Genomic DNA, 16,700 nt, shown 5'->3' with positions numbered 1-16,700 from the left:
CACAACGTGATCGACAGCACTTTCTAATAAATTTAGAAAAAATATTGTCGAATTATAAAGGAATCTTGTAATTAATATCGAATACAAAATACGACACGGAGATGGAGTTATGGGGAACAGAATTCCCGAAGAAGTTGTTGAACAGATTCGGACGTCATCCGATATTGTCGAAGTGATAGGTGAGTATGTTCAACTTAGAAAGCAGGGGCGTAACTATTTCGGTCTTTGTCCATTTCATGGTGAGAATTCCCCTTCGTTCTCTGTTTCATCTGATAAGCAAATTTTTCATTGCTTCGGATGTGGAGAAGGTGGAAATGTATTTTCTTTTCTTATGAAAATGGAAGGACTTGCTTTCACCGAGGCTGTTCAAAAGCTGGGTGAAAGAAATGGAATTGCAGTTGCAGAATATACATCAGGGCAAGGACAACAAGAAAACATATCTGATGACACTGTCATCATGCAACAGGCTCATGAACTTTTGAAAAAGTATTATCACCATTTATTAGTAAATACAGAAGAAGGAAATGAAGCACTTTCTTATTTATTAAAACGTGGTATTACAAAAGAAATGATTGAGAAGTTTGAAATTGGTTATGCATCACCAGCTTGGGATGCAGCGACAAAAATTTTGCAAAAAAGAGGTTTTTCGCTATCTAGTATGGAACAAGCCGGTCTTCTTATAAGAAGCGAGAAGGATGGTAGTCATTATGACCGCTTCCGTGGAAGGGTTATGTTTCCAATTTACACTTTACAAGGTAAGGTGATAGCGTTTAGTGGAAGGGCGCTAGGAGATGATACTCCGAAATATTTAAATAGTCCTGAAACACCAATTTTTCATAAAAGTAAGTTGTTGTATAATTTCCACCAAGCAAGGCCGTTTATTAGAAAACGTGGGCAGGTTGTCCTTTTTGAAGGATATGCCGATGTACTAGCCGCGGTAAAAAGTGGTGTGGAAGAAGCTGTTGCGACAATGGGAACAGCTTTAACTGAAGAACAAGCGAAACTTCTGCGACGTAACGTTGAAACTGTTGTTCTTTGCTATGATGGTGATAAAGCAGGGCGAGAAGCGACGATGAAAGCAGGGCGGTTGTTATTGCAAGTTGGTTGCCAAGTGAAAGTCACACCCTTGCCAGATAAGCTTGATCCTGATGAATATGTGCAACAATATGGGACAACTGCTTTTGAAAATCTTGTGAAATCAAGTATAAGTTTTGTTGGTTTCAAAATAAATTATTTGCGTTTAGGGAAAAATTTGCAAGATGAGTCTGGCAAAGAAGAATATGTAAAAAGTGTTTTAAAAGAGTTATCATTGCTACAGGATGCGATGCAGGCTGAATCATATTTAAAGTCATTATCGCAAGAATTTTCGTATTCAATGGAAACACTTTTGAATCAATTGCACCAATATCGCAAAGAACAAAAGGTACAGCAAAAACAAATAAAGCAGGTTTCTAAGCCATCTCAAATTGTTCAAACGAAACCGAAGTTAACAGGTTTTGAAAGGGCAGAAAGAGAAATTATTTACCATATGTTGCAAAGTGCAGAAGTGGCTGTTCGTATGGAACCCCATATAGAAGATTTTCATACAGAAGAACATAAAGGGATTTTATATGAACTATACGCATATTATGAAAAGGGAAATGAACCTTCAGTCGGAACATTTTTAAGTTGGCTCTCTGATGAAAAGTTGAAAAATATTATCACTGATATTTCGACGGATGAATTTATTAATCCAGAATACACAGAAGAAGTGTTGCAAGGTCATTTGGAGACGCTCAAACGTCATCAGGAAAAACTTGAAAAGATGGAAATCATCTTTAAAGTAAAACAAATGGAAAAAACAGATCCTGTAGAGGCTGCTAAATATTATGTGGCATATTTACAAAATCAAAAAGCAAGAAAATAGCTTTTTTGATAAAATTTTAGTATAATGAATGTTTGTATCTCGCGTAAGGAGGGGAACAGATGGCTGACAAACCAGCTCGTTCTAAACAAATTGAAACTGAAATGACCCTTGAGCAAGTGAAAGAACAACTCACTGAGCTTGGAAAAAAACGTGGCGTTCTTACATATGAAGAGATTGCAGAACGCATGAATGGATTTGAAATTGAATCCGATCAAATGGATGAATACTATGAATATTTAGGTGAACAAGGGATTGACTTAGTTGGTGACAATGACAACGACGAAGGTCCTAATAATCGCCAAATTACAAAAACGGAAGAAGAATTTGACCTTAATGATTTAAGTGTGCCACCAGGTGTGAAAATCAATGATCCTGTTCGTATGTACTTAAAAGAAATTGGTCGTGTAGACTTACTATCTGCAGAAGAAGAAATTCGACTTGCGACACGTATTGAAGAAGGCGATGAAGAAGCAAAACGCCGTCTTGCTGAAGCAAACTTACGTCTTGTAGTAAGTATTGCAAAGCGCTACGTGGGCCGTGGTATGCTTTTCTTAGACTTAATCCAAGAAGGAAATATGGGTTTAATTAAGGCAGTTGAAAAGTTCGATTACCGTAAAGGTTTTAAATTTAGTACGTATGCAACGTGGTGGATTCGCCAGGCTATTACACGTGCGATTGCAGACCAAGCGCGAACAATTCGTATTCCAGTTCATATGGTTGAAACAATTAATAAGTTAATCCGTGTACAACGTCAATTATTACAAGATTTAGGACGCGAACCATCTCCTGAAGAGATTGGTGAAGAAATGGATCTTGCTCCAGAAAAAGTACGCGAAATTTTAAAAATTGCACAGGAGCCAGTTTCTCTTGAAACACCAATTGGTGAAGAAGATGACTCCCATTTAGGTGACTTTATTGAAGACCAAGAAGCAACATCGCCTGCGGACCATGCAGCGTATGAGTTGCTAAAAGAACAATTAGAAGATGTGTTAGATACACTAACAGATCGTGAAGAAAATGTTCTGCGTCTTCGTTTTGGTTTAGATGATGGACGAACTCGTACGCTTGAAGAAGTTGGGAAAGTATTCGGCGTAACGAGAGAACGTATTCGTCAAATTGAAGCGAAAGCACTTCGCAAATTAAGACATCCAAGCCGTAGTAAGCGTCTTAAGGATTTCTTAGAATAGGCTACCTTTAAGTTTACTTCACTTTTGTGAAGTAAACTTTTTTATTTTGTTAATTTTTGTTAAAATTTAGCTATCGGCAACGATTACAATTTCTTGTAATTTATTTTACAGAATTGTCTTTTGATTTGCAAATGCTCATTTTTCGATTTTTCGATTTATTTTGTTTATTATATACAAAATAATATGTAGAAAAGTAAAAAATATGATGAGAAACGTTAGTAATTATCGAAATAATATGCGATATAATAGTGAAAATCAATAAACTGAATTTATGGAATATTTTTAACAAATGTTAGTTTACTCTTTTCTGATAGAACGTTTTCAAGTACAATAAAAATGACTGAATCATCTAACTATTTAGGGGTATAGAGGGGGGAGAAGAGATATGAAACGTAATCCGTTGATTCCGTTCGCTCTTATTGCAGCATTAGGTATTATCGTTATGTTTGTATTTTCATTTCAGGGGCTAAATAAATCTAAAGAGTTAGCTGATGCAAAAAATGGTGGGAAACCAGCGCAAACAGCATCAAAGCCAGAGGATATTGTAAAGCAAAGCTGTACGAGCTGTCACGGTGATCAGTTACAAGGAGCGGTAGGACCTAATTTACAAAAAATTGGTGGGAAACTTTCAAAGGATGAAATTAAAGAAATTCTTTCGAAAGGAAAAGGAAACATGCCGCCAAATATAGTTCCGGCTGATCAAGCGGCTAAAGTAGCTGATTGGTTATCACAGAAAAAATAAAGTATAGAAAAACAAGCCTTTTGCTTTTGTGCAAAAGGCTTGTTTTTCTATACTTTCTAAAATACGATGAGTAATAGAGAATGGAATTGTTGTTATGGGCTTGCAACAACAACTATAAATTCATTATCATGGAGACAGACTGACAAGAGAAGGAGTAATGGAAATACATGAATGAAGTAAAGCTTTCAAAACGATTAGAAGAAGTTGTGCGCGAGATTCCAGTAGGATCTACAGTAGCTGATATTGGATCGGATCATGCGTATTTACCGTGTTATACAATAATAAATAATATTGCTACAAAAGCAGTTGCAGGAGAAGTTGTGGATGGGCCGTTTCGTTCTGCGCAAGCAACTGTAGCTGAAAGTGGCTTACAAGATAAAGTAGACGTTCGTAAAGGGAATGGATTAGCTGTTATAGCGCCAGGGGAAGTAGATGTGATTACAGTTGCTGGTATGGGTGGAGCACTAATTCGTGACATTTTAGAAAGTGGTAAAGAAAAATTAGAAGGTGTAACACGTTTAATTTTACAGCCGAACATTGCAGCACATCACATTCGTGAATGGTTTATTGAAAATGGCTGGGAGCTTATCCATGAAAAAATCGTAAAAGAAGACGGGAAAATTTACGAAATTTTAGTTGGGGAACGAGGAAATATTGCAGAATCTTACTCAGATAATAAACAAGCTGAATTATTTATGGGTCCATTTTTAATAAAAGAAAAAGGTGAGGCTTTTGTTGAAAAGTGGGAAGGAGAATTGAAAAACTTCCAAAATATCTTAAAACAATTAGAACGTGCAGCAGATTCTGAAGAAACAAAAGCGAAACGTGTAGAAGTAGAAGCGAAAATGAAAATGATAGGGGAGATTTTATCATGAGTAAAATTCCAAATGGTCATGAGGTTATTTCTTTATTTGAAAGTATGTATCCGAAGCATTTAGCGATGGAAGGGGATAAAATCGGCCTGCAGATTGGGGCACTTAATAAACCTGTGCAGCACGTACTAATCGCGTTAGATGTAACGGAGGGAGTTGTGGACGAGGCAATCCAATTAGGAGCGAATATCATTGTAGCGCACCATCCTTTAATCTTTAGTCCATTAAAAGCGATTCATACAGATAAGGCGTACGGAAGAATTATTGAAGCGTGTATTAAAAATGATATTGCGATTTATGCAGCACATACAAATGTAGATATTGCTAAGGGTGGGGTAAATGATTTACTTGCTGATGCGTTAGGATTACAAAATACAGAAGTATTAGCTCCGACATACGCAGAAGAAATGAAAAAAATTGTTGTGTTTGTGCCAGTAACTCATGCAGAAGAGGTTCGTAAAGCATTAGGAGACGCAGGCGCTGGTCATATCGGCAATTATAGCCACTGTACGTTCAGTAGTGAGGGAGCAGGCGCGTTTGTACCTCAGGAGGGAACAAATCCTTATATCGGGGAAACTGGGCAGTTAGAACGTGTGGACGAGGTACGTATCGAAACGATAATTCCAGCTTCACTACAAAGAAAAGTTATGAAAGAGATGTTGGTAGCTCACCCATACGAAGAAGTGGCATATGATGTATATCCTCTTGATAATAAAGGTGAAACGTTAGGGCTTGGAAAAATAGGCTATTTACAAGAAGAAATGACACTTAGACAGTTTGCTGAACATGTGAAACAATCATTAGATGTGAAGGGCGCAAGAGTTGTCGGCAAGTTAGATGATAAAGTGCGTAAAGTCGCTGTACTTGGTGGAGACGGTAATAAATATATAAACCAAGCGAAATTTAAAGGGGCAGATGTATATGTAACAGGTGACATGTATTACCATGTCGCTCATGATGCGATGATGCTCGGTTTAAATATAGTTGACCCAGGACATAACGTTGAAAAGGTAATGAAGCAAGGTGTGCAAAAGCAACTGCAAGAAAAAGTAGATGCGAAGAAATTCAATGTACAAATTCATGCTTCGCAGTTACATACAGATCCATTCACATTTGTATAAGAAAAATAAAAACCGTTGCTCATATAGGCAACGGTTTTTATTATTGTTCTTTTTTCACTTTTACACGAGGTAAGATTTTTTGAAGTGGTACTTTTCGAATTCTTTCCCACGTAGCCGGATTCATTGGGTCATATTGATCTAAGAAAGCGATAACCTCTTTTGTAATTGGCGTTGGAGTAGAAGCACCTGCTGTAACAGCTACGTTTTCTACACCTTGTAGCCACTCTAATTGAATTTCACTTACATCCGCAACACGATAAGCTTTCGTACCAGCGATTTCTTGTGATACTTGTGCTAAACGGTTTGAGTTGTTACTTTTCGGATCACCGACAACAATTGTTAAATCTGCAACATCAGCTTGTTTAGCGACAGCTTCTTGGCGAACTTGAGTTGCTAAACAAATTTCCTTGTGAAATTCTGCTGTTGGGAATTTTTTCTGAATGTCTTCCATTAAATGTTGAACATCCCATTGACTCATTGTTGTTTGATTCGTAACTAAAATTTTATCCGTTGGAATTTCTAGTGTTTCTAAATCATCAGCTCTTTCGATAAGATGAACGATATCAGGTGCAATACCAACCGCGCCTTCTGGTTCTGGATGATTTTTTTTGCCGATATAAATGACATGGTATCCTTCAGCTTTTTTTGCTTCAATAAGGTCATGTGTTTTTGTAACATCTGGACAAGTTGCATCGATTGTCGTTAAACCTTTTTCTTTTGCACGTTGTTTAACTTCAGGAGAAACACCGTGAGCAGTAAAAATAACAGTACCAGAATCGATTTTATCTAAAATTTCTAATCGACTTGGACCGTCTAATGTAATGATGCCATCCTCTTCGAAAGCATCTGTGACATGCTTATTGTGAACAATCATACCTAAAATATAAATGGGTCTCGGTAATGATTTATCTAATGCGGCGTTACGTGCAATAACCATTGCGTCAACAACACCGTAGCAATAACCACGAGGGGAAATTTTAACAATCTTCATGTGAGTAATCCTCTCCTTCTAAACAAGGGATACTTTTGTGCATAGTCCATTACATTATAAAGGAGGAGTGGATAGAAAACAAAGGATTGTTACACATATAGTTTTGGTTTTGTTGCTGATTGTTGAACGGGTTCTTTCGGAACTTCTTTTTCTATTACAGGTTCAAGCACTATTTTTTTTTGTTTTCGTTTCCTTTTTGGAGGAGGTGGAGTTGCTACCTCAACCTGTTCTGTTGCATCTTCAGTTTGATTTTCCTCCGTGCTTTTTCCAGAGGTGAGGATTTTAACAATGCTTGGTAGACTACGCATAATTGGACCGTATTGCTCGACAACAGGCCCTACAGATTGAACAACTTGGGATACTTTTTCGATATTATTTATCATATTAGTTGGGTTCGTAATTAAATTTGAAAAAAAACTACCGATGCCGCTGCTAGATGCCGCTGCAGTTGTAGCTGACGCAGCACCACGTGTATCATTTGATTCATACATTTGAGGTGGTATCATCTGTTGAGGATATTGCTGCATGTATGGTTGATATTGTTGTGTATATTGTTGTTGGTATGGCTGTTGCTGTTGATATTGGTGCGGCGGTTGTTGGTGCATCATCGGTGGCCCTTCCATTTGTCGATAAGGAGGGACCATTTGCATGAAAGGTTCGGTTGGATCGTGTTTTTTAAAGAGTTTAGCAAGGAAACCTTTCTTTTTTTGAGCCATCGGTGGTAGTTGTGGAATCGGATATGGTGTGTAAGATTGTTGTCCTCGATTCGGGTACATTTGTCTTATAGGGGATTTCGGAAACATGTGGGAAATCCTCCTTTCTTCAGTTAGGTATATACACATACAATATGCAATGAAAGGGAAGAAGGTTAGTTTTTGAAGTAAAAACCTAAACTAAAGATGGATTTTACTTGTAGATTTCGATATAATGTAGACTTGACTTGATTTGTGCGCGCAGTAGAAATTTTAGAAAGAAGGTGTAACTTATGACACTACAAACTTTTACACAGTATGATTTTAAACCATTTTTAATAGATGCAGTTCGTGAACTACGCTTTTCAGAGCCGACAGGAATTCAACAGAAAATTTTCCCGGTTGTGAAAAAAGGTGTGAGTGTAATTGGACAATCCCAAACAGGTTCTGGGAAAACCCATGCATACTTACTTCCTACATTAAACAGAATTGATGCAAGTCGTGAAGAAGTACAACTTGTTATTACAGCGCCTACTCGTGAGTTAGCACAACAAATTTACGAAGAAATCGTGAAATTAACAAAGTTCTGTGCAGAAGATCAAATGATTACAGCACGTTGTTTAATTGGTGGAACTGATAAACAACGATCAATTGAAAAGTTGAAAAAACAACCTCATATTGTAGTTGGAACACCAGGACGTATTAAAGACTTAGTAGAAGAAAAAGCGCTATTTGTTTATAAAGCAAATACTATTATTGTCGATGAAGCAGATTTAATGCTTGATATGGGATTCATTCAAGATGTAGATAAAATTGCAGGACGTATGCCTAAAAACTTACAAATGCTAGTTTTCTCTGCAACAATTCCTCAAAAATTAAAACCATTTTTGAAGAAATATATGGAGAATCCAGAGCATATTCATATTAATCCGAAACAAGTTGCGGCTGGAAATATTGAGCATTATTTAGTGCCTTCTAGACATCGTAACAAAATTGATTTAGTGAACAAGATGTTGCTTCAATTTAAGCCGTATTTAGCAATTGTCTTCACTAACACGAAGAAAATGGCAGACCAAGTTGCTGATGGATTAACAGAGCGTGGCTTAAAAGTTGGACGAATTCACGGAGATTTATCACCACGTGATCGTAAAAGAATGATGAAACAAATTCGTGATCTTGAATTCCAATATATTGTTGCGACTGATTTAGCAGCACGCGGTATTGATATTGAAGGAATTAGTCATGTTATTAACTATGAACTTCCATCAGATTTAGATTTCTTCGTTCACCGTGTTGGAAGAACTGCACGTGCGGGTCATTCAGGTATTGCAGTGACAATTTATGATCCAGCAAATGAAGAAGCGTTAGATAGTTTGGAAAAACAACGTCATATCGAGTTTAAGCATGTAGATTTACGCGGAGATGAGTGGGCGGATTTAGGTGACCGTCGTCGTCGTAAGAGCCGTAAAAAACCAAATGATGGGCTAGATGTTATGGCAACAAAGGTTGTTAAAAAGCCTAAGAAAGTAAAACCAAACTATAAACGAAAACTTGCAACAGAACGTGATAAAGTTAAGAGAAAATATAGCAATAAAAAAAGATAAGGGATTTTCCCTTATCTTTTTTTATCACGCTATTTGTGAGAGCGTGTATTCAGTAAGGATAGAAAAATATTGATTAAAGTTTCGCCTAATCTAGTTAAGTTAAATATAGAGTATAGCTTGTTTAAATAGTCATATAAATTTGTGTAGTTCCTTTTTTGCGAACAAACAATTCACTACATGTTTCTACAAATTATGCTATCATTATATCTATTGTATATTGAAGAGGTGATTGTATGTTAAAGATTGGATCTCATGTTTCAATGAGTGGTAAGAAGATGTTATTAGCAGCAAGTGAAGAGGCTGTTTCGTACGGTGCAACAACGTTCATGATTTATACAGGTGCACCGCAAAATACACGAAGAAAACCAATTGAAGAATTGAATATAGAAGCAGGAAGAAAACATATGGAACTGAACGGTATTGAAGAAATTATCGTCCATGCTCCCTATATTATTAATGTTGGGAATACGACGAAACCTGAGACGTTTCAATTAGGTGTTGACTTCCTTCGTATGGAAATTGAAAGAACGGCAGCGTTAGGTGTGGCGAGACAAATTGTTCTTCACCCAGGAGCTCACGTTGGTGCAGGGGCAGATGCTGGTATTCAACAAATTATTAAAGGGCTTAATGAAGTAATAACGCCAGAACAAACAGTTAATATTGCGCTAGAAACAATGGCAGGAAAAGGAACGGAGTGCGGTCGTAGCTTCGAAGAAATTGCGAAAATCATTGATGGCGTAAAATATAATGAAAAGTTATCTGTATGTTTTGATACGTGTCATACACACGATGCAGGCTATGATATTGTAAATGATTTTGACGGTGTATTAAACGAATTTGATAAGATTGTTGGAATAGACCGTTTACAAGTACTTCATATTAACGATAGCAAAAATGTACGCGGAGCCGGAAAAGACCGTCATGAGAATATTGGTTTTGGTCATATTGGATATAAGGCGCTACATCATATTGTGCATCACCCACAACTTACAAATGTACCAAAAATTCTTGAAACGCCGTATGTAGGTGAAGATAAAAAAGACAAGAAGCCACCATATAAATTAGAAATCGAAATGCTGAAGAATGGTACTTTTGATGAAGGGATTCTTGAAAAAATTAAAGCACAATAAGGAGGGGGTTTTCCCCTCCTTATTTTAGTAGTTGCTGAAATAAAGTATTTACTTGTTGGGCAGTAGCAGGGGAGGTTACTTTTGCTATTTGTTTTAAGAGCTCTAGTCGTTCGTCATTATCGTAAATGTTAATATTCTTTCCTTTCATAAGTACAACAATTTTATCAGCTTGTGCAGTTGTAATTGGAACTTCATATTCTTTGCTATATTTTAATAGCTCTTTTGTAGAAATATGGTTTAATTTTTTATTAACAATTTGTTTGATGAGGTTCATCGTGTTGTCCTCCTTCACACGTTCTACTATCGAAATATATGTGCACATAGCTTGTATATATTCTTATAGAGTTTCGTTTTTTCCATGTGAAAAAGAAGCTTATGCTATAATATAAGAACAAAACTATAGATAAAGAGTATAAGGAGGACTTATGGAAAAAAAGCAACATCGAAAAGAAAGTGTTATTCATCTTATATATCGCTTAGTTATGATTCTCTTTGGAGCAGCGTGTGCGGCGGTAGCGATTGAACTATTTTTAATGCCAAATAAAATTATTGATGGTGGAATTATTGGTGTTTCTCTTATATTAGATTATCTTACTCCTAATATTTGGTGGTTAAGTTTTTCTACTTTAGTTGTTATCCTTAACATTCCGTTTATGTACTCGGGTTATAAACAAATTGGAAAAACATTCATGTTATCTTCTGCGTTCGGAATCGTTGCTTTAGCATTTATTGAATCGACGTTGCACGCTGTCCCGCCATTTACAACTGAGCCAATTTTAGCAACAGTTTTTGGAGGGCTTATTTTAGGTCTTGGTGTAGGGCTTGTTATTCGCCATGGTGGATCAATGGACGGAACAGAAATTATGGGGATTTTATTAACGAAGAAATTACCTTTCTCTGTTGGTGAATTTGTAATGTTTGTGAATTTATTCATTTTTGCATGGGCAGCATTTGTATTTGGTGTTGAACAGGCCATGTATTCTGTTATGACGTACTATATCGCATTCAAAACAATTGATACAGTAATTCAAGGATTAGACGAAACGAAAGCGGTTTTAATAGTGTCAGATCAATATGAAGAAGTATCAAATGCAATTTTACACCGCCTTGGCCGTGGAACAACAAAACTTGTTGCTAAAGGTGGCTATACAGATAAAGAAAAAGAAGTTATTTATGCAGTTGTAACGCGTCTTGAAGTGACGAAGTTAAAGTCGATTGTGCATGAAATTGATGAAAATGCCTTTGTTACGATTATGAGTACGCAAGAGACGAATGGCGGTAAGTTTAAATCAGCGATTCACTAAAAAATTAATTCCAATATCTTTTGAAAGCAGAGAAATTTTCTCTGCTTTTTGTTATAATAGTAAGGTTTCTGGAAATAAAGAATATATTTTGGGCAGATTGGTTTACAACTATAATAAGCTGTACTATAATTCAAATAGAGATAAATCGGAATCATTCTGAATTAAAATAGGTGATGTGTAATGAATAATATATTAGAAATAGAAGGACTTACGTTTCGGTATGAAGATCGAAATGTGTTAGAAGATATTAATTTGCAAGTTCCGAAGGGAGCTTTTTTAGGTTTAGTTGGACCGAATGGTTCAGGGAAATCGACTTTACTTAAATGTTTATTGGGTGTTTTAAAGCCGAAGCAAGGAAGTATTAGATTGTTTGGCATTGATAGTAAAAAGTTTAAAGAGTGGAATAAAGTTGGTTATGTATCTCAAAAGGCAAATAGCTTTAACTCAGGTTTCCCGGCGACTGTTTTTGAAGTTGTTTCAATGGGGCTTGTTTCCAAAAAAGGTCTTTTTCGCTTCTTTACGAAAGACGATAAGGTGAAAGTAGAAAAAGCGATTGCTGATGTAGGGATGAGCGAGTTTCAAGGTCGCAACATTGGAGAGCTTTCTGGTGGACAACAACAACGTGTATTTATTGCTCGTGCACTTGTAAGTGATCCGGAATTACTTATTTTGGATGAGCCTACTGTTGGGATTGATGTGAAAAATGTGGAAAGCTTCTATGAGATACTAGAGGATTTAAACAAAAGGCTAGGGATCACGTTAATTCTTGTTACGCACGATATGGGTGCTGTAACAGAGAAGGTGACGCATGTTGCATGTTTAAATCAGCATCTACATTTCCATGGGAATGTAGAGAAATTCCGAGAGTTAGAAGATGCCGAAATGTCGATTTTATATGGACATCATGTTCATCGCTTAGAACATGAACATGGGCATCACGGGAGGATATAATGATACAGGATTTTTTACAATATGATTTTTTACGTAATTCTTTATACGCTGGTGTTTTAATAGGGCTTGTCGCACCGCTTATCGGCGTGTTCGTTGTAATTCGTCGTATGTCGCTTATTGCAGATGCGTTAAGTCATGTGACGTTATCGGGAATTGCAGCAAGTTTATTACTTGAAAAGACAATCTTTACCGGTGGGTTTTTAAACCCCTTATATATGGGAATGTTTTTTTCAATCGGTGGAGCATTGCTAATTGAAAAATTACGTACTGTATATAAACATTATCAAGAGTTAGCAATTCCGATTATACTTTCAGCAGGAATGGGGATTGGAGTTATCTTCATTTCACTTGCTAATGGATTCAATACGGATTTATTTAGTTATTTATTCGGTAGTGTAAGTGCTGTGACAAGTGCGGATTTAATTATTATTGGTATAGTAGCAATTGTAGTAATTATAACGATTGTTTTATTATACAAAGAGTTGTTTTTACTATCATTTGATGAGGAATACGCTGTATCAACCGGTTTGAGTGCAAAGTGGATTCACTTTATTTTCATTATATTAGTTGCTCTTGTAATTGCGGTATCAATGCGGGTTGTAGGTGTTCTTCTCGTATCATCTTTAATGACGTTACCAGTTGCAGCAAGTATTCGTATTGCAAAAGGATTTAAACAAACAATTTTCTTTTCTATTTTATTTGGTGAAATTGCAGTAATTGGTGGAATGTTTGCTTCGTATCAACTTGATCTAGCACCAGGTGGTACAATTGTTATGATAGCGGTTCTTATTTTAATCGGTGCGATTTTATGGAAGAAGAAAAAAACTGCATAAAGTAGGGATAGGTATGAATCTAACAGAAGCTTTACGCCTAATGAAGGAAAAAGGATATAAACATACGGGGAAAAGGGAAGAGATGCTAAGGCTATTCGCGGCACATAATCGTTATTTAACTGCGAAAGACGTTTTAGAGCATATGAAGGATGATTATCCAGGACTTAGTTTCGATACGATTTATCGTAACTTAACGGTATTCGCTGAAATTGGAGTTTTAGAGCAAACGGAATTAAATGGTGAAAAACATTTTCGTTTTACGTGCTCTATTATGGAACATCATCATCATTTTATTTGTTTAGATTGTGGTGGTACGAAAGAAATCACTTCTTGCCCAATGGATTTTATGAATAAAGATTTTAAAGGTTATGAGGTAACGGGACATAAGTTCGAAATATATGGTCGTTGTCCAAAATGTGCAAAATGAGAGAACTCGTCGGTTATTAACTGACGAGTTTTTAATTTAAATGTAAAAAAGGTTGCTCACAAAAATTGTGGGCAACCGTCTTTTTTATTGTTCTTGTTTTTCTTTTTCTTTTTCTCGTTCGGCAGCCATTTCAGCAGCGATTACATCAATTTCTTTTTTCAGTTCTTCTACCATAGTTTCTTCTGGTACCTTACGAACAACTTGCCCTTTACGGAATAATAAACCTTCTCCGCGTGCACCAGCAATACCGATGTCAGCTTCACGAGCTTCACCAGGACCGTTTACAGCGCAGCCAAGTACCGCAACTTTAATTGGAACTTGAAGTGTAGAGATATATTCTTCTACTTCATTAGCGATGCTAATTAGGTCAATTTCAATACGACCACAAGTTGGACAAGAAATAAGTGTTGCGGCATTAGATGCAAGACCGAATGACTTTAATAGTTCACGTGCAACCTTTACTTCTTCCACTGGATCAGCACTTAAAGAAATACGTAGTGTATTTCCGATACCTTTATTTAAAATTGCTCCAAGACCAGCAGCACTTTTTACAGTTCCAGCAAACAAAGTTCCTGATTCTGTAATACCTAAATGTAATGGATAATCAAAAGCGCGAGCGGCTTTTTCATATGCTTCAATTGCTAAGTTAACATCAGAGGCTTTCATTGATACGATAATATCGTGGAAATCTAAGTCCTCTAAAATTTTAATATGGTGCAGTGCACTCTCGACCATACCATCAGCAGTTGGGTATCCATATTTTTCTAAAATGTGACGTTCTAATGAACCTGCATTTACGCCGATACGGATTGGAATGCCGCGCTCTTTCGCTGCGTTTACAACGGCTTCTACTTTATGGCGACGTCCAATATTACCTGGATTGATACGTACTTTATCAATGCCACCTTCTATTGCTTTTAAAGCAAGGCGATAATCAAAATGAATATCAGCAACAAGTGGAATGTTGATTTGTTTTTTAATATCAGCAATAGCATTTGCTGCGCGCTCGTCTGGAACAGCAACACGAACGACTTGACAGCCTGCTTCTTCTAAACGTTTAATTTCAGCAACTGTAGCCTCAACATCATGTGTTTTTGTTGTCGTCATACTTTGTATAATTAATTCATTGTTACCGCCAATTGTTAAATTACCGACTTTAACTGGACGTGTTTTTGTACGATGAGTCATTTCATTCACGAGTAGATCGCTCTCCTTATAAAAGAAGTTTCTTATTTTAGTCCCTTACATCAATGATAGTATGTGTGAGAAAGGGCTATAGAAACCAAAGTACTCGGTTTCGCTTTTACTATTGTATCAGCGCCTTTATGTAATTGACAAGGATTAAGTGATGGCTTATTGATATAACGGGAATTTATAAGACTTTCCAATTTGGATTTTTGTAGCAGATGTATTTTTATTTAATTGTTTAAAATCATCAATTACTTTTTCAATAGAAGGAATTTTTTTCTTATTGATCGCTTCTGTAATAGAAAGGACTGTATCACCAGTTTTTACTTCAATTGCTTTATAAGCTGTATCCGTTTCTTTTTCTGTTTCTTTCTCGTTATTTTGCTTTGTATCTGCATTTTCTTTTTTTATCGTTTCGGCAGCTGTTGTTTTTTTGTATGAACTTAACATCGGTAAAGTACCGATTTTAATGTCGTAATAAAATATATAGCCGAGGACAAGCACGAATAAGAGTACACCTAATCTCTTCATATCCTTCACTCCTTTGCTAGGAATATATGCTTGTCCAAAAAAAAAATGCCTATTTAGGCATTTTTTTATAGTTCTTGTTTATCTTTTGGTTTTGGAACTTCTTTAATTGTTAAGTATAGAACGATTAAAACAACTGCAATGTAAATGAATGTTGCTCCAGGTACGTTTATTTTGAATAAATCCATAACCATAAAGAAGATCGTTGGAATTGTGTAGCTGTAAGCAGTTAACGTCCAAACTTGTTTATAAGATAATTTGCGTTGACCGCTCATTGCAGAACCGATGAAGGCAAGTAATGTAACTCCTACAAAGGTAATAAATAATTGGAACAAGTACAGTAAGAACCCAATAACGAATAGTAAGATTGGATAAATACTGTCAAATAACGAAATGAAATCTTGTAAATCTTTCTTTTCAAGAGATGCACCTAATAAATCATTATAAGAGTATGTTTGTGTTTGGCCATTTCCCATGGAGACTACTTTATCTTTTAAAACGAATAAACCTGTTTTATTTTGATATTTTTCTAAGTCTGTTGAATTTGGATCAAATACGAAAAGGGCATTTCCATCTTCTTTTTCGATAGGTTGGTCAATATCAGCTGTTAGTTCGCCATTTTCAATTTTGAAATCAGGTAAATCTTTTTCAATCACTTTATTTACCATGTTAACACCATCTTGGATAACGCTACCGTACAAGAAAGTTCTTGGAATAGTAGTGATTAGGCAAAGAAGTATAATATACAAAATGGTTTTACCGATTTTTTGAAAACGGAAAAGCGCCATATCTTTAGGCGAATATACGCTTTTTGCTAGCTGTTTAAAAATGGACATAGATTCACTTCCTTTATGTATGTATAAATTCATTGTAACGTACGAATCTAGAGAAGCTCAAGATATATTATATTTACATATAGTAGAGAGGACTAAATTTCTTCTTACTTAATTTTCTTCTTTTAGGAGAGAAAAATACAATTGACACTTTTCTTTTGTATATGGTAAATTTATCTTACATTTCTCAAACGATATATCCGATGGGAATTTAGTTATTTTTAATGTTACATACATAATTGTGGACCCTTAGCTCAGCTGGTTAGAGCAGACGGCTCATAACCGTCCGGTCGTAGGTTCGAGTCCTACAGGGTCCATATCCATTTCGCATGTTTATTATGTCGGCAGGAAGCTTCCTTGTAGAAGGAAGCTTTTTTACGGAATATATGAG

General features: G+C 36.1%; 17 protein-coding genes and 1 tRNA gene. 12 read left to right on the top strand and 6 right to left on the bottom strand.

Annotated features, from left to right (window positions below; all coding sequences use genetic code 11):
- The first annotated feature begins 109 nt into the window (after positions 1 to 109).
- From dnaG to LUS72_RS21245, 5 genes are all read left to right on the top strand, one after another.
- A complete protein-coding gene (gene dnaG / locus LUS72_RS21265; RefSeq protein WP_097830659.1) occupies positions 110 to 1,906 on the top strand; it encodes a DNA primase in 1,797 nt (598 codons plus the stop codon).
- Between the two features lie 59 nt (positions 1,907 to 1,965).
- Positions 1,966 to 3,093: an RNA polymerase sigma factor RpoD gene (gene rpoD / locus LUS72_RS21260; protein ID WP_000764062.1), complete on the top strand. Its 1,128-nt coding sequence runs from the start codon at positions 1,966 to 1,968 to the stop codon at positions 3,091 to 3,093.
- Between the two features lie 385 nt (positions 3,094 to 3,478).
- The gene (gene cccA / locus LUS72_RS21255) at positions 3,479 to 3,835 is read left to right on the top strand and encodes a cytochrome c550 (protein ID WP_097830660.1); all 357 of its coding nucleotides are present in this window, start codon (positions 3,479 to 3,481) and stop codon (positions 3,833 to 3,835) included.
- A gap of 167 nt (positions 3,836 to 4,002) precedes the next feature.
- Positions 4,003 to 4,710 (top strand): tRNA (adenine(22)-N(1))-methyltransferase, encoded by a 708-nt coding sequence (locus tag LUS72_RS21250; protein WP_097830661.1) that lies wholly within the window; start codon positions 4,003 to 4,005, stop codon positions 4,708 to 4,710.
- Positions 4,707 to 5,828, top strand: coding sequence for a Nif3-like dinuclear metal center hexameric protein (locus LUS72_RS21245; RefSeq protein ID WP_264448235.1), 1,122 nt, complete (start codon positions 4,707 to 4,709; stop codon positions 5,826 to 5,828). The genes LUS72_RS21250 and LUS72_RS21245 overlap by 4 nt, the downstream gene beginning before the upstream one ends.
- Positions 5,829 to 5,868: 40 nt before the next feature.
- Here the strand turns inward: LUS72_RS21245 and LUS72_RS21240 are convergent, their stop codons facing one another.
- Positions 5,869 to 6,819: a 4-hydroxy-3-methylbut-2-enyl diphosphate reductase gene (locus tag LUS72_RS21240; protein ID WP_097830663.1), complete on the bottom strand. Its 951-nt coding sequence runs from the start codon at positions 6,817 to 6,819 to the stop codon at positions 5,869 to 5,871.
- A gap of 89 nt (positions 6,820 to 6,908) precedes the next feature.
- Positions 6,909 to 7,622 carry a VrrA/YqfQ family protein gene (gene vrrA / locus LUS72_RS21235; RefSeq protein ID WP_097830664.1) on the bottom strand — a complete coding sequence of 238 codons (714 nt, stop codon included), beginning with the start codon at positions 7,620 to 7,622 and terminating at the stop codon, positions 6,909 to 6,911.
- 182 nt (positions 7,623 to 7,804) lie between these two features.
- Between vrrA and LUS72_RS21230 the strand changes: the two genes are divergently transcribed.
- On the top strand, positions 7,805 to 9,115 hold the full coding sequence (locus LUS72_RS21230) for a DEAD/DEAH box helicase (RefSeq protein ID WP_097830665.1): 1,311 nt from the start codon (positions 7,805 to 7,807) through the stop codon (positions 9,113 to 9,115).
- Between the two features lie 233 nt (positions 9,116 to 9,348).
- On the top strand, positions 9,349 to 10,245 hold the full coding sequence (locus LUS72_RS21225) for a deoxyribonuclease IV (protein WP_097830666.1): 897 nt from the start codon (positions 9,349 to 9,351) through the stop codon (positions 10,243 to 10,245).
- Between the two features lie 19 nt (positions 10,246 to 10,264).
- On the opposite strand, the gene LUS72_RS21220 is transcribed toward LUS72_RS21225, so the two are convergent.
- Positions 10,265 to 10,519 (bottom strand): DUF2624 domain-containing protein, encoded by a 255-nt coding sequence (locus tag LUS72_RS21220; RefSeq protein ID WP_097830667.1) that lies wholly within the window; start codon positions 10,517 to 10,519, stop codon positions 10,265 to 10,267.
- A gap of 151 nt (positions 10,520 to 10,670) precedes the next feature.
- Between LUS72_RS21220 and LUS72_RS21215 the strand changes: the two genes are divergently transcribed.
- The 4 genes from LUS72_RS21215 (at position 10,671) to LUS72_RS21200 (ending at position 13,760) form a co-directional block, all read left to right on the top strand.
- Positions 10,671 to 11,549 carry a YitT family protein gene (locus tag LUS72_RS21215; RefSeq protein ID WP_097830668.1) on the top strand — a complete coding sequence of 293 codons (879 nt, stop codon included), beginning with the start codon at positions 10,671 to 10,673 and terminating at the stop codon, positions 11,547 to 11,549.
- 180 nt (positions 11,550 to 11,729) lie between these two features.
- Positions 11,730 to 12,500: a metal ABC transporter ATP-binding protein gene (locus LUS72_RS21210; protein ID WP_097830669.1), complete on the top strand. Its 771-nt coding sequence runs from the start codon at positions 11,730 to 11,732 to the stop codon at positions 12,498 to 12,500.
- Complete coding sequence (locus LUS72_RS21205; RefSeq protein WP_000613830.1) at positions 12,500 to 13,333, top strand: metal ABC transporter permease; 834 nt, start codon at positions 12,500 to 12,502, stop codon at positions 13,331 to 13,333. The genes LUS72_RS21210 and LUS72_RS21205 overlap by 1 nt, the downstream gene beginning before the upstream one ends.
- A gap of 13 nt (positions 13,334 to 13,346) precedes the next feature.
- Positions 13,347 to 13,760 (top strand): Fur family transcriptional regulator, encoded by a 414-nt coding sequence (locus LUS72_RS21200; protein ID WP_071747162.1) that lies wholly within the window; start codon positions 13,347 to 13,349, stop codon positions 13,758 to 13,760.
- Positions 13,761 to 13,844: 84 nt separating this feature from the next.
- On the opposite strand, the gene ispG is transcribed toward LUS72_RS21200, so the two are convergent.
- From ispG to LUS72_RS21185, 3 genes are all read right to left on the bottom strand, one after another.
- Complete coding sequence (gene ispG / locus LUS72_RS21195) at positions 13,845 to 14,948, bottom strand: flavodoxin-dependent (E)-4-hydroxy-3-methylbut-2-enyl-diphosphate synthase (RefSeq protein WP_165616075.1); 1,104 nt, start codon at positions 14,946 to 14,948, stop codon at positions 13,845 to 13,847.
- Positions 14,949 to 15,113: 165 nt separating this feature from the next.
- Entirely contained in the window at positions 15,114 to 15,479 is a 366-nt protein-coding gene (locus LUS72_RS21190) for a hypothetical protein (protein WP_097830670.1), read from the bottom strand.
- A 65-nt stretch (positions 15,480 to 15,544) separates the two neighbouring features.
- The gene (locus LUS72_RS21185) at positions 15,545 to 16,312 is read right to left on the bottom strand and encodes a DUF1189 domain-containing protein (RefSeq protein WP_097830671.1); all 768 of its coding nucleotides are present in this window, start codon (positions 16,310 to 16,312) and stop codon (positions 15,545 to 15,547) included.
- Between the two features lie 240 nt (positions 16,313 to 16,552).
- Between LUS72_RS21185 and LUS72_RS21180 the strand changes: the two genes are divergently transcribed.
- Positions 16,553 to 16,626, top strand: a tRNA-Ile gene (locus LUS72_RS21180).
- Positions 16,627 to 16,700: the final 74 nt, after the last annotated feature.

The sequence above is a fragment of the Bacillus cereus genome (assembly GCF_025917685.1).
GTDB classification, from domain to species: Bacteria; Bacillota; Bacilli; order Bacillales; family Bacillaceae_G; genus Bacillus_A; species Bacillus_A cereus_AT.
This window is presented reverse-complemented; position numbering and strand designations above follow the sequence as displayed.